Raw genomic sequence first — 14845 nt, forward strand, 5'->3', positions numbered from 1 at the left:
ATTCTGCGAGCGATCCAAAGCCATTTCGATGGCGCGGCCCAGCTCATCATGCGTAGGCTGGTTGAGGCAGGCAACGTGCTCATCGTCGATCCAAAACCCAGCTTTCGTCTGGTGAGACGCTGTCACAAACAGCCTCCCCTTCCGTTCATAGATTGCAGCCAGCTTTTTCATGTCTTCACTTTGCGCACGAAGCGCAAGCCTGTCCACTCGATGACGGCGACCAACCCAGTCTTTTCAATTTATGAGCACACGGCCTAGTTTCTACGCCTAAATGCGGGGAACTGTTCTGTATATATCGGCCTGGGGGCTGCATTCCACGGGCCCTAGGCGCAGCGGAAGTCCAACTTAGCCAATACCCTCGATTGTCTAGTGATAAGAGTCGAAATAAACCGTTCGACATACTTTATCACTTACGTTGGCTGCGGACGCTGTCTTAGGACAGCGTCCGCAATTCATGATGCAACTTAGAATACACTCCGGCTCACAACCGCAAAGATTGCATCTTTTCTATCCATCAAGTCGTGGACCATAAGTGTGTCTCCACCTTCATTACCGGCGAATGCCGCGATGGCTTCCGCCAGTTGATTAGCTGCGCGAGCGGTTTCCGTTACACTTTGCTCTCGTCGACCACCCCCAGCGGACCGAGAACTAGGCTTTTGAGTAGAATAGTTGAGCGCGACGTCGCTCAATGCCGCAGTGCTGCCATCTGTTTTGGTGAACATACCCGTGTTGATCGTGATATTATCTGACCAATCCCAAGTCTTGTTCACCGCTTCGCCAGCTAGAGTGATCGACGCGACGCCCGCGTCAGCTAGACTCAGGAGCTCGCCGCTATCGCTACGACCATTACTGTTCTTATCTCGCCAGATCCGAAAGTCTCCAAATGCCTCGTCCGCATTGGAAAACATTCCGTCATTGTTGGTGTCGAATGAAGACAAACCATCAAGGTCCGACTTGGCGCCCGGTTTGTCATTGACAAAGCTCAGTTCTTCCGCGTCGGTGACCTTGCCATCATGATTGCGGTCATAGACGAGCAGGCCATCGTCCTTGCCAACCCAACCGGTCCTGTTGGATTTGCCGTCACCTTCCCAATCGAACTTGGTCTTTGATGCATTCAATGAGACTAGTTCAACGCCATCACCATCCAAGTCGAGGACAATCGGTGACGATATGCCAATCCGTATGCCACCCTTGAACTCAATGTTCTCAATACCGCTAACGGTGTCCACGCCATCATTTCCATCGACCGAGGGTTGATTGTCAGTAATCGTGATAGCACCATTAACAGTAGAAATGGTGTAGCTCGCCTGAGTCCCCGCAAATATAGCAACGTCATTGGTCCCGGTTCCGCCAATGATAGTATCATTGCCCGTCCCCCCTTTAAGGCGGTCGTCACCATCTCCGCCATCGAGAATATTGTCTCCAGAACTCCCGGTGATCGTGTCGCTGCCGGAGCCACCGATAACGTTCTCGACGTTGCTGATAGTGTCAACATCACCGCTCGATATCGTTTGTGCGGTAGTTGTGCTTAGGTTGATCGATTGTGCGCTGGTTGCATAGGAATAATCGACGGTGTCGACTCCGCTACCGCCATTGATGACATCGTTTCCAGCGCCGCCAACCAATAGATCGTCGCCATCATTACCGAGAAGGGTATCATTCCCCCCAGCACCAGAGATGGTGTCATTGCCAGCACCGCCATCAAGGCTATTGGCCATCCCATCACCGATAATCACGTCTGCGCCGGTACCGCCAACGACGTTTTCGATATTGAGGATAGTATCGATGTCCCCAACTGATATCGTTTGTGCCGTCGTAATCGACAAATTGATGCTCTGCGCCACTGAGTTTGATGCATAGCTTATGGTGTCAATCCCGTTGCCACCGTCAATGATGTCATTATCTGCTCCACCGATAAGCGTATCATTGCCGTCACCCCCAAATAGACTGTCGTCACCGGCGCCACCGTTGATCGTGTCATTACCTGCACGACCTTCAAGTACGTTGGCTGCAGCATTGCCAGCAATTGTATCAGCGCCGGACCCACCGATAACATTTTCCACGTTAAGGATGGTGTCGATATCACCCGACGATATAGTCTGCGCGCCGGTAAGTGCCAGATTGATGGTCTGGGTAGCCGTGTTTGTGGAATAGTTGGCGGTGTCTGTGCCGTTACCTCCATCGATGACGTCGTTACCCGCGCCTCCGCTTATTAAATCATCGCCATCACCTCCAGACAGAATATCATTTCCGGCCGAACCTAAAATGACATCATTCCCAGACGAGCCTGTAATAGCGTCATTGCCAGCTCCGCCATCGATGCTCACAATTCCGTTCAAGGCTACGGCAGTAAAATCAAGTGTGTCGGCAACGGAGGAGCCCATGATGGTAACTCCGGTAAAGCCGTTCGCATTAATCGACTCTATTCCGGTGAGCGATTTCAGGCCGATTGTCGTGCCGCTGGCCAACGCCTGAAGGCTATCGTTACCTATGCCCCCGTCGACCATATCGAAACCGCCGGTCGCTCCCGTATATTGAAAAATGTCGTCGCCGTCGCCGCCGGATAGAACATCATCCCCTTCCGAACCCCGTAATGTATCGCTCCCTGCAGAGCCGGTTATCGAGTCGTTGCCCAAACCACCGTCGATCTTTGCGATTCCTGAGAGTGTTAGAGCTCCGAAGTTCCAAATGTCGGCAATTGATGAACCCGCAATAGTGACATTTTGGAATGCACCTCCGGTTATCATCTCGAGGTTCGCGAATGTTTTCAAGCCGATGACGGTATCATCAGCCAATGCCGAAACTATGTCGAGGCCGTTGCCGCCATCGACGGTGTCGAAGCCATTGAGATTACCGGCATACTGAAAAAAATCGTTCCCATCATTCCCGGATAAGACATCGTCGCCACCGGATCCGATCATTATATCTTCGCTGGCTGAGCCTGTGATCACGTCATTCCCATTGCCGCCGTCAATGCTGGTAATGCCTGACAAAATGACACTGGAGAAGTTCAGCGTGTCGGCATTGCCTGACCCCGCAATGACTACATTGGCAAAACCGTTGGCGCTGATCGTTTCAACAGCAGTTATCGACGATAGTCCAATCACCGTGTTGTGCGCTTGAGCCGCAATTATGTCATTGCCGGTCCCTCCATCAACGGAATCGAATCCATCGCCGGAACCAGTCACGCAAAACAGATCATCCCCCGCGTTGCCTTTGAGGATATCATTTCCGGCCCCCCCCCAAATGATGTCACTACCAGCAGAACCGGATACGGTATCGTTGCCAGCCCCGCCGTCGATCTTTTCTATGGCGATCAGGTTGATTCCGCCGAAATTGAGAACATCGGCGTTTGTGGATCCTTGAATGTAAACGCCGGAATGGCCGTCTGCCGTAATTGTCTCCACCCCGGCTATATAACTCAGCCCTATGATCGTGCCGTCATAAAGCGCTTGGATTGTGTCCGTCCCTGCTCCACCGTCAACGGAATCATGGCCTGCATTATAACCGACTTTAATGATGTCATTCCCGCCACGGGCATAAATGGTGTCATCGCCCTCACCGCCGTCGATGGTTTGGCTCAGCGCGCTGCCCCAAAGCACGTCATTGCCAGATGTAGCGAGTTGCGAGACTGCGGCTTGTTCGAACATCGCGCGCGAGAGCGCCGTACCGTCTGCAAATTGGATTCGATCTATGAGTTCGTCCGGGTCTCTGGAAAGCTGGTTCAATATTGTGATCGACCCAGGTTGGTCGGCAACGCTGATCGTCAGGCTCGCGCCGCCGTTGGCATAGGCGTAGCGCAAATCCCCTGCGGTGATCCCAGCACCAAACTGGATGGTATTGTAGCCATCGTTCCAATCACCGCCGCTGATAACATCGTCGCCATCTCCGAGATTCCAGACATAGGTGTCGTCGCCGTTGCTGCCACCTTCGCTGAAAGTGTCGTTGCCACGGCCGCCAATAATGATGTCATTCCCGCCACGGGCATTGATGGTGTCGTCGCCATCGCCGCCGTCGATAGTTTGTCCCAGCTCACTTCCCCAAAGCGTGTCATTGCCTGGCGTGGCGAGTTGGGAGGTCGCGGCATGCTCGAACATCGCGCGCGAGAGCACTGTGCCGTCGGCCAACTGGATCCGATCGATGAGTTCGTCAGCGCCTCTGGAAAGCTGGTTCCATATGGTGATTGACCCGGGTTGGTTGGCAACGCTGATCGTTAGACCCGCGCCGCCGTTGGCATAGGCGTAGCGCAAATCCCCTGCGGTGATCCCAGCACCAAACTGGATGGTATTGTAGCCATCGTTCCAATCACCGCCGCTGATAACATCGTCGCCATCTCCGAGATTCCAGACATAGGTGTCGTCGCCGTTGCTGCCACCTTCGCTGAAAGTGTCGTTGCCACGGCCGCCAATAATGATGTCATTCCCGCCACGGGCATTGATGGTGTCGTCGCCATCGCCGCCGTCGATAGTTTGTCCCAGCTCACTTCCCCAAAGCGTGTCATTGCCTGGCGTGGCGAGTTGGGAGGTCGCGGCATGCTCGAACATCGCGCGCGAGAGCACTGTGCCGTCGGCCAACTGGATCCGATCGATGAGTTCGTCAGCGCCTCTGGAAAGCTGGTTCCATATGGTGATTGACCCGGGTTGGTTGGCAACGCTGATCGTTAGACCCGCGCCGCCGTTGGCATAGGCGTAGCGCAAATCCCCTGCGGTGATCCCAGCACCAAACCGGATGGTATTGTAGCCATCGTTCCAATTCCCGCCGGTGATAACGTCGTCGCCGTCTCCAAGATTCCAGACATAGGTGTCGTCGCCGTTGAGGCCAACTTCGCTGAAAGTGTCGTTGCCGTGGCCACCAATGAGAACATCGGAGCCCTCGCCGCCGTTGAGATCGTCATTACCTTCACCGCCGTTTAACTCGTCATTGCCGTTGTCACCTCTAAGAATGTCATTTCCATCGCCGCCGAAAATTTGGTCGTTACCATCCCAACCGGACAGGGTATCGTTCCCACCAAGGCCATACATTCTCTCTCCGGCCTTAGTGCCTGTGAATGTGTCAGCATTCTCGGTGCTCAAGGTTCTTAAGTAGATAGTGGCGATGTCTCCAGCGTCGAGCGGAGTTTCACCGGAGAAATTAAAGTGTTCTACAGCAGAGTTTCCCATGTTTATCTGATTGGTGAGAATGATGCCTTCCGACGTATTTCCAAAATGTATAAGAAGATCATATGTTGTGCCGAATCTTTCAACTTTTAAAGCGGAAGAATGTAGCTCACTTGAAAAATATATAGTATCATCCGAGCCGCTTTCTTCAGTTATACGGTCAAGGCCGTCGCCGGCAGCATAAAGATACATATCGCTTCCGCTACCACCCAGAAGCAAATCGTTGCCTGTACCACCCACGAGCCTGTCGGCACCATCGTTGCCCCGCAATTCGTCGGCGCCCGCAAATCCATAGAGGCGCTGATCACGAGTTGTTTTTGTCTGGTTCTGACGCGAACTACCGCCATCCGAAGTGGCAGTGACAAGGGAAATCGCATAGGTCGACACGACCTCGCTCAAAACGTCGTTGCCCTCCGTCCCCTTGACATCGGCGGCACTACTCGTCAGCCAACGCCAACCGGTAACGTTTAAAACATAATCCGAACCTAGGCCCATCGCTTGGGCAATGTAAAACAGTTCCTTGCCCTGATCGTTGTACCACTTGGTCCATGGGTGCAAATTTTCTTCAGGCTCGTCCTCCAGCCCGTCATTATTACCATCTATGACGATCGAAAGGGGCACCATCCCGCTCGTATCGAGAGGACGGGGAGCGGACCCCGACGAAAAAAGTGTCATGATCGACGGTTGATTTTTGATAAATTCAGCCGCGAAAGCGTCAAAGTCTCCAGTTATTTCGCCTGTTGTCGTGTCGAACTGAAGGCCAGAATATTTTTTGAGATAGGCGTAGGCTGGAACGGCGTTGGAATTTTGTGTAATCGCATTATCCACTAAACCTTCGACATTTGATGCGAAAGCTGGGTCATCAACGTCAAGTGCACCCACGGCTTCCGAAAATGCCAGCCAGGGTTGGGTGGAGGCGTATGCCGAAGCCTGAACTAGGAATGCGGCACCCAGTTGGCCTACTAAGCTGTCCCATACCTCATTGACTCGCTCTTTCTGGTGGCCATTGAGGTCCTGGAGCGGTCTCCCGGTGAAGGCCTTTATAACGGCTTCGTGCAGCGATTGGGTTGTTGCTCCTGGAGTATCTGGGTCGACACCTGCCCAACGATATATAACATCAAGAAAGCCGCCTTCACAAAAATCCTTAAATGTCTCAAATTCATGAGCATCGGTAACTAGATTGTCGACCATTTCCTTAAGTAAAGGATCAATATACATTGCGCTTCTTAACGAAGGAACAGCCCCAGATGCTCCGAGGTTTGGCAATGCATTCAAGTCAGTCAAATCGGCATTTGCTGGGACGGTGGGTCGCTGTGTGGTCTCATCGATACCAAACCAGATGCTTCCCATCTGCCGCTGACCACCTACAGTCCGGGTATAGGAGCCCAAACGCGCGATCTTGTTTCCGCCGACAGTCGTTCCGGAAGTCGAATAGGATAGGTTGAGGCTAGCGATGCCCGCCTGCGCCATGGTTAGCATTTCACCCGCGGTGGAAACACCGTCAGCGTTGATATCTTTCCACACTAATAGATTTGCGAAAGCTGGATCGAGAGCATCGATCTTGTTGTCGCCATTAGCGTTGATAGTCTTGAGTTCATCGAAACCATCGACATGAGCGCTACCAAAAAGTTCACCGACGCCATCAGCGATTCCATTCTGATTAGCGTCATAAACCAAGAGCCCGTCATGGGCGTTCACCCATCCAACGTGCTCCAACGATCCGTCGTCGTCGATGTCAAACATCGTAGTGCTGGAACCGAGAGATGTCAGTTCAAGGCCGTCGCCATCCAAGTCCAGAACCAGTGGATCGGACATTAAATTGTTCAGCAGATCGTTCAGGCTGTCATTAAGCCATTTTCCAACCGCTTCCCCCATTTCGGAAAAAGCCCAGCTGAGACCCCATGAGACAGCCACTACAACGCCAATACCCACTATAAGAGGAGCCTCACCAATCAGAAGAGTGAATGCTCCAGCCCCTAATAAAGTATTCAGCGCAGCAGCAGGGATTGCAGCTCCCAATAAGCCACCCGCTATACCTCCCGCTATCTCAAGTGCTGATTTTGAACCGGTACCGTAAGCGATAGCAGCGTCGGCTGCCTGGTCACTTGATGAAATCGAATCGCCTACCGCCTCACAATATCGGCCCCAATTCCGTATTTCTGGGTGGGGGCTAAGAGAAAGGTACTCGCCAATCCCTTTCAAGGCATCTCCAACTTCTCCCCATATCGGCAGTTCGTAATCAGCATTAGGATCCTGAGGCATTTCTAGTCTCCATATCTTTTTTGGTGCCGAGTATTAGAGGGATAACAAATTGGATAGTGGAAAAAGTTACAGCAATAGCTAATTTAGCTATAATATTCTTAATTGATAAATAATCACCTAAGAACAATAAATTTGGGTCCATTCTAACCCATAAGTAAAGAAATAATACTTGAAACGTAAATGCGAACCAAGTGATCACTGTGCTTCTGAACTTATAAGATCTAAATATTTTGAATTGGAAAAATATAACTGCTATTGTGATTATCGAGAATCTATGAAGAAAATCATAGGCATAGTTCAGGTCAATATACAACAACATCACGGTTATGCATATATAAACTAGAATTGATGATTTGTATGTTTTGCTAATATTTCTCATAAAACATTCTCGCAAGATTTGCAGAGGAAATATTAATATTGGGACGGTCCGCGCAGCTTTATCGAGATCCTTATCTTTCTCGCCCTGCCTCCTGCGCAGTCTCGTCAATTGGACTGACGAGATAACTGATGATGGAGCGGCGGCCGGTCCGGATGTCGGCAGTCGCGGCGAGGCCTGGAGTGAGCGGGGCGGAAATGCCGTTACCCGCGATCGTCGCGCGGTCGAGCGTAATGCGTGCGGTGTAGACAAGACCGAGCCTATCGTCCGGCACGGCGTCAGATCCCACGCTTTCAACACGGCCGGACACGGTGCCATAGCGGGTGAACGGGAAGGCTTCGAGCTTTACCTCGACGGGCTGACCGGCGCGCACGAATCCAGCGTCCTTGTTTAGTAGCTTGACCTCGGCCACCAACGATCCGCCATTTGGCACAATCACCATGATTGGCTTGGTCGCTTCGACCACCCCGCCGATGGTGTGAACGGTGAGCTGCGCAACCGTTCCATTGACGGGAGCCGCGAGGCGCTGAAGACTGTCGCGCTGGTGGCTCTTGATCAGTTCCTCCTCGCGCAAGCTGATCTCCGCTTGTGCCTTAGCGAGATCGCCGAGCACCTTGACGCGCGCTTCTGCCTTGGCCTGAGCGCTGGTGTTACCAGCTCCGGAAAGCATAGCGCCCATGCGGGTAGCGGTCTGTAGTGCAGCATCGCGGTCTCGTGCTGTCGCCAAGCGCTGGCGGCGCAGTTCGATTACTTTGAGTTTCGACGCGTAGCCATTAGCGAGCAGCGCTTCCTGCGCTTCCAACTGCTGGTCGATAAGGGGAAGTGTTTCGGTGAGTTTAGCGGCTTGCGTTAAGGCTTCGTCGCGAGCCGCTCTAGCGGCTTGCACGTCGGCGAGCTTGCCCGAGGTTCCGGCAAGTAGCGCTTCGAGTTCGCTCCTGGCGAGCTGGCGTTGCGTTTGAGTAACGTCAGCTGGAGTGCCTTGAGGGGGATGAAATGCTAGTCCCTTTCCGTTAAGGGCAGAGAGGATTGCTTGCGCCCGCGCAGCATCGAGCTTTGCCGTCTGCAACGCGCTAGCTGCCTGTGCATTCTCCGCGCCCGATACGGTGGGATCAAACTCGATCAGCACTTGGCCCTTTTTGACTTGCTGCCCGTCCCTGACCAATATGGCCCGCACGATGCCTGCCTCGGCGGGCTGAACCAGCTTGACATTGTCGGCGGGGATTAGCTTGCCAGAAGCAGAGGCCACCACATCTACTTTGCCGAAAAAGGCCCAGAGTAAGCTGAGCGACAAGCCGCCCAGCATCAACCATGCGGTCATTCGCGCCGTGGGCGATATCGGCGTCTCGATGATCTCGAGGGCCGCCGGAAGAAAACTAGGCTGCGTTGCTTCGACCTTAGCCTTCACTCGCTCCCTGTCATCCGCCAGCGCCGCTTTGGCAATCGCCCAATGGCGTGCGAACGCGTTCATGTCGCCTTTCCTTCGGCGATGCCCATTTGCTGAGCGTACAGATCGGCATATCGTCCGCCCTTTCGTAGCAATTCTTCGTGGCTACCGCGCTCGACGATATGGCCCTTTTCAAGAGCAATGACCTGCTCGCACTGGCGAATGGCTGACAGGCGATGAGCTATGATTAGCACGGTGCGCCCTTGCGCCATGGCTTTGAGGTTGCGCTGGATGATTGTTTCACTCTCCGCGTCGAGCGCACTGGTGGCTTCGTCGAGGATCAAAATTCGCGGTTGGGTAACGAGCGCACGCGCGATGGCAAGCCGTTGACGTTGTCCGCCCGATAGGTTGACGCCGCGCTCCTCGACGATCGTATCATAGCCTTGGGCAAGCTGGACGATAAATTCATGCGCACCGGCAAGCTGGGCTGCGGCCATCACCTGCTCTAGTGGCATCGCCGGATTTGCGAGGGCGATATTGTCGCGGATCGAGCGATTGAACAGGAGGTTTTCCTGCAACACCACGCCGATCTGCCGTCGCAGCCACGCCGGGTCAATTTGGCCAATATCGACGCCATCAATCAATATTCGCCCAGAGGCGGGCGTGTAGAGTCGCTGGAGCAATTTAGTCATCGTTGACTTCCCGGACCCCGAAGAGCCGACGATACCGAGCGTCGCACCCGGCTGCAGTTCAATGCTGATGTCTTCCAATGTCCATGGTCCCTCATGACCATAGCGGAACTTCACCTCCTCGAAGAGGATATGGCCGTGCAAAGCGGGTAGAGCCGAGCGGCTGCCCGTGCCGGGCTCGGTGGGCTGATTGAGGACATCACCCAAGCGGTCGACCGCAATACGCACCTGCTGGAACTCTTGCCATAGCTGCGCCATGCGGATCACAGGCCCCGAGACGCGCTGGGCAAACATGTTAAAAGCGACCAGACCACCCACGGTCATATCGCCGGCAATCACTGCCATCGCGCCAAAATAAAGGATTGCCGCCAAATTAATCTTGGAGATGAGCTGGATCGCTTGCGAACCGGTATTGCCGAGATTGATGACTTGCTGATTGGCCGCGCTGTATCCGGCAAGCTGTCGCTCCCAGCGGTCCTGCCATTGCGGTTCGACGGCGGAAGCCTTGACCGTCTGTATGCCCCCAATACTCTCGATCAGCAGCGCATTGTTTGCGGCTCCCCTTTCGAATTTTTCGTCGATGCGTGAACGGATTGGTTTGGTGAGTAGAGCCGCCACTATAATATAAGCAGGTAGCGTCACCATCGTGATCCAAAACAGGGTGGAAGAGTAAATCCACATGGCGACGAGGAACACGATCACGAACAGCGGATCAATCAGCACCGACATTGACGCATTGGTGAGGAACTCGCGGATTGTTTCGAGTTGCCGCACGCGCGTCGCCGTGTCGCCCACGCGCCTGTTCTCGAAATAGGAGAGCGGCAGGCTGAGCATATGCCGGAAGAGCTTCGCGCCCAGCTCGACGTCGATCCTTTGGCAGGTCTGTGAATAGAGCCGTGTACGGATCCAGCCCAAGGCTACCTCCCAGATGCTGACGGCGACAAAACCAAAAGCGAGTACTTGCAATGTTGCCAATGTGTTGTGGACAAGCACCTTATCAATGATGTTTTGAAAGAAGAGCGGCGAGGCTAACCCAAGAAGATTGAGTGCTAGCGAGACCAGCAGCACTTCACCAATGAGTCTGCGATATTTGACAATCTGTGGAATGAACCAAGACACGTCGAACTTGCCTGCATGACCCGTAACGCTTTCGCGGGTGGTGAGCAGCAGCAGTTCGCCCGACCAGATCGCGTCCATTCTGTCCCGCGATACGGCTTCAGGCGCTTGTCCCGGCCACTGGATCAGCGCCCGATCTGCACCGACGCGGCCGAGCACGAACCAGCCATCCAGGCCGTTAGCGAGCGCAGGCAATGGCAGCGATACAAGGGCGTCCCATCTCGCCTCAACTCGCCGTGCGCGGACATCACCCATGCGTTTCGTGAGGCGCAGCAAATCGTTCGCGCTTATGGCATCTTGATGCCCGAGGTCATGCCGCAGTTGACCAGGCTCCACGGCAATCCGGTGAAAGGCGAGAAGAGTTGCAAAGGCAGAAAGATCATTTTCGCCACGAGAATTGTTTTTGCTTTCCCCCACTATCGAACCGCCCCACGATGTGTATTCCTTCAAAGATCGAGAGGAAGGCGAGTCATTATTACGACATCTGCTTTATCCTAACGATCCGGAATTGTATAAAAAGCGTCTAATAAGCCAATTGCAAGTGCAGTTTTTAGATCAAAGGTAAATTGTCCGCTTGCATTTAGGAAACTCCTCAAGACAAGTCGCCTCACCGTGACGCGGGCGCAATGTAAATTTGATTCATTGTGGAGGAGTACGCTTCAACTCGTTCCCTGTGCCAGCTCATGGTGTCAGCACTGCGGTCCGTGGTCCTGTTGCCCGAAAATCCGCTGTGCGCGCGCCGGACAATGCCGGCGACACGCTAGGGCCGCTCCTGCGGCCGTCCTGAAGGCGCTGCGCGCGTTGCGGGGCCTGTTCCTGCCCCCTTTGCTACGGCCTGGCCGTCTGCGGCGCTACCGCGCCTCCGCTTGGTCGTGCGGGCGGTATCCCCATCCTTCCTCCGCTACGCTCCGTGCAGGCCGGGTGATCCCCCTCCCCCCGCACGAGCCGATGCAAATTCCCCGTCCCAGTTCGCCACTCGGCAGAAGCCGATGGCCCACGAGCCATCGCCTTCGGCTCAATTGGAAAGGGAAAAAGACATGACCAAGACCAGCAAGACCGCCAAACAAACGATCCTGCACCTCACCGTTGACCAGCTTCACCCGAGCGAACGCAATGTGCGCAAGACGCCTTCGAGCGCGGCGAGCGATGCCGAAATTTCCGCTTCCCTTCTCTCCGTTGGCCTCATTCAGCCAATGGTCGTTATCGACCGCGAGGGTGGCGGCTATGAAGTGATTGCCGGAAACCGCCGCCGCCGCTTGTTGACCGCACTCGCAGAGGCCGACCCGAGCCGCAAAGGGCTGACTTTCCCCTGCATGAAGGTCGATGACCTCTCGAAAGTCACAGAAATCAGCATGGCCGAGAACCGCGCGCGCGAAGCCATGTCTCTCCCCGACGTATATCGAGGCTTTGCCGCGATCCGGGCCGAGCGCCCCGAGGCGACCCTTGAAGAGCTTGGCGCGATGTTTGGCTATGACGTGGCCCGAACTGCCCGCATCATGCGCATTGCAAACCTGCATCCGGAAATCATGGACCTCTACAGCGCTGGCGAACTCAGCGACGCGCAGGCCATGGCCTATGCCGCGACCGAGGACCAATCCTTGCAGATCGCCGTCTATCGCCAGTTGGAAGAGCAGGCGACCTATGACCACCAGAAGAACGCCAGCGCCATTCGCAAGGCGATGAACTCGGGCGACCATGAACTAGCCAAGTTGCTGCGCTATGTAAGCATCGAAGCCTATCGCGAAGCGGGCGGGATTTTCGAGGCCGACCTGTTCGCCAAGGAGGGCGAGGGCATCGTGCAGAACCCCGATTTGCTCCGCGATCTGGCCGCGCAGCGCATGGCGGACGACAAGGACCGGTTCGAGCATAAGATCGTGCGCAATGGCCGTGTGCTTGGCGAGAAGTGGGGCCTTGCCGACCTGCAATTCTCGTGGGCCGCATCGCCGCCGCAGATCAAGCAGCATGGCTATGTGTCCACGGATTATGAATTGCGCATTTGTTCCTACCAGTGTGGCGACCTCCCTAAAGACCTTGCGGAGATTTATGCCAGCATGGAGTACCGCCGTGCCGCGATGATTGACGAGGACGAAGAAGTGCTTCCCGATCAGGAAGAGGCTTATGAGAAGCTGACCGCCGACATGCACGACCTCGACCGGCAGCGGCCCATCATCCTGCCCAAGAAGGGCGCCGTGGTGGGCGTGGCATCCATCGAAAATGATGGCTCGTTCGACGTTGAACTGTGGTTCGCGGATCGTGCCGCCAAAGGCGCAGAGCTTCCCAAGGGCGCCACCGAGCAACGCGGCTCCAAGGCACCGCTCAGCCCGGCAGAAGCCGAGCGCGCGCGCTTCGGCCTGTCGAAAGACAATATGCAAGCCATGATGCTTATCCGCCGCGACATGATCCGCGACGAGTTGATGCACTCGGCTGCCGTAGGTTCGCCGCTTGCCTATGATTTTCTTCTGTTCTCGCAGGCTCGCACGATCCTGACTGCCAAGAAGGGCTATGGCATCGCAGAGCATTTCAACGGCGAGAAGCAGGGTATCAACGACCTTCCCCACGACGAGAATGGCAGCAGCAAGCTCCACGATCTTGTGAAGGACCGCCCCGAGCGGGCCGCATGGCTCACCACAAAGGAGGGGATGGCGGCATCGCCATGGGTGACGGCGCATGATCCAATCGAAGGCTTCGCGCTGTTCCGCACGTTGCCCGGCCTTGAAAAGAACAAGGTCGCCGCGATGGTCGCAGGCCATATGCTTCTGGCTACAACGTCAGTCTATTCCGATGGCCGCACGCCCCGCATGGTCTGCGAACTGGCGAACGCTATCGAGGACGAACCCGGCTTTGGACGCTGGCGCGATGCCGTTGATCTGGACGAGGCGTTCTTTGCCAAATTCTCCCACAAAGCCCGCCTTGCCCTTCTCGACAGTTGGGGGCTGGCAGATCGTGCAAAGGGCATGAAGGCCAGCGAAACCGCCGCCTTCTGTGCCCGGATCGCCAATTGTGACGAGGCGGACGCCAAATTGCTCGGCTTGCATCCCGACGATATTGCCGAGGCGGTGAACTGGCTCCCTGACTTCATGGAAACCGGGACCATCCCTCCCCTCCCCGTCCAGATCGAGGAACCCGAGGCGTTCGATGACGCCGAGGATGAGGACGAACTACCCGAGCTGGACGAAGCGGCCTGAAGGCGGCGGGGGATGCAAAGTCCCCCGCCCGTTCGGACAGGCAAGAGCCCTTTTTCCACTAAAGTGCACATTTCACTTGCAGCCATCCGAACCGTCCGCTATGGTAGACACATGATCGAAGTTCGTCAGACCGCGCAATTCCGAAAGTGGCTAGGTGGCCTCGATCATCATGCCCGCGCCCGTGTGGAAATTCGCATTCGCCGTGTTTCCATGGGCAATTTGGGAGACGCCAAGTTCTTTGAGGGCATTGGTGAATTACGGATCGATTTCGGGCCAGGCTATCGCGTCTATTTCATCAAGAAGGGCGATGTGTTGGTGATCCTGTTGGCGGGCGGAGACAAGAAATCGCAGAAACGCGATATTCGTGACGCACTTGAGTTGGCGAAGGAGTTTTAGACATGGCTGAAACGACAATTTGGGATCCGACCGAGTTCCTTGCAAACGAGGACGCGATTGCCGCTTATCTGGACGCGGCTTTTGAAGAGGGCGACCCGGCCCTTATCGTCGCAGCAATCAGCGACGTCGCAAAGGCGCGCGGCATGAGCGACATTGCAGCGAAAGCAGGCATGTCTCGCTCAGGTCTTTACAAGGCTCTTGGCGAAGGCGGAAATCCTTCACTGGCGGGCCTTCTCGATATCATGAAGGCAATTGGCGTCCGTCTCGCTGTGGCCGCTTGA

At 55.1% G+C, this 14845-nt stretch carries 6 protein-coding genes; 3 read left to right on the forward strand and 3 right to left on the reverse strand.

Annotated elements, in window-relative coordinates; genetic code table 11:
* Positions 1-464: 464 nt before the first annotated feature.
* The 3 genes from M2332_RS16220 to M2332_RS16230 form a co-directional block, all read right to left on the reverse strand.
* A complete protein-coding gene (locus M2332_RS16220) occupies positions 465-7418 on the reverse strand; it encodes a beta strand repeat-containing protein (RefSeq protein WP_264574994.1) in 6954 nt (2317 codons plus the stop codon).
* A 449-nt stretch (positions 7419-7867) separates the two neighbouring features.
* The gene (locus M2332_RS16225) at positions 7868-9262 is read right to left on the reverse strand and encodes an HlyD family type I secretion periplasmic adaptor subunit (RefSeq protein WP_264574995.1); all 1395 of its coding nucleotides are present in this window, start codon (positions 9260-9262) and stop codon (positions 7868-7870) included.
* Positions 9259-11433, reverse strand: coding sequence for a type I secretion system permease/ATPase (locus M2332_RS16230; RefSeq protein ID WP_319801499.1), 2175 nt, complete (start codon positions 11431-11433; stop codon positions 9259-9261). Before M2332_RS16230 ends, M2332_RS16225 begins: the two co-directional genes overlap by 4 nt.
* Before the next feature lie 587 nt (positions 11434-12020).
* Here M2332_RS16230 and M2332_RS16235 point away from each other — a divergent pair.
* The 3 genes from M2332_RS16235 to M2332_RS16245 all read left to right on the forward strand — a co-directional run bounded on the left by M2332_RS16235 (position 12021) and on the right by M2332_RS16245 (position 14845).
* On the forward strand, positions 12021-14168 hold the full coding sequence (locus M2332_RS16235) for a ParB/RepB/Spo0J family partition protein (RefSeq protein ID WP_264574996.1): 2148 nt from the start codon (positions 12021-12023) through the stop codon (positions 14166-14168).
* Positions 14169-14279: 111 nt separating this feature from the next.
* Positions 14280-14564: a type II toxin-antitoxin system RelE/ParE family toxin gene (locus M2332_RS16240; RefSeq protein ID WP_264572455.1), complete on the forward strand. Its 285-nt coding sequence runs from the start codon at positions 14280-14282 to the stop codon at positions 14562-14564.
* A gap of 2 nt (positions 14565-14566) precedes the next feature.
* Complete coding sequence (locus M2332_RS16245) at positions 14567-14845, forward strand: addiction module antidote protein (protein WP_264572446.1); 279 nt, start codon at positions 14567-14569, stop codon at positions 14843-14845.

Origin of the sequence: Sphingobium sp. B11D3A (genome assembly GCF_025961695.1) — a bacterium.
Lineage (GTDB): Bacteria > Pseudomonadota > Alphaproteobacteria > Sphingomonadales > Sphingomonadaceae > Sphingobium.

Excerpts from the sequence above, each read along its gene's own strand:
- M2332_RS16225 (WP_264574995.1), bottom strand. The coding sequence starts at position 9,262 with ATGAACGCGTTCGCACGCCATTGGGCGATTGCCAAAGCGGCGCTGGCG.
- M2332_RS16240 (WP_264572455.1), top strand. The coding sequence starts at position 14,280 with ATGATCGAAGTTCGTCAGACCGCGCAATTCCGAAAGTGGCTAGGTGGC.
- M2332_RS16235 (WP_264574996.1), top strand. The coding sequence starts at position 12,021 with ATGACCAAGACCAGCAAGACCGCCAAACAAACGATCCTGCACCTCACC.
- M2332_RS16220 (WP_264574994.1), bottom strand. The coding sequence starts at position 7,418 with ATGCCTCAGGATCCTAATGCTGATTACGAACTGCCGATATGGGGAGAA.
- M2332_RS16245 (WP_264572446.1), top strand. The coding sequence starts at position 14,567 with ATGGCTGAAACGACAATTTGGGATCCGACCGAGTTCCTTGCAAACGAG.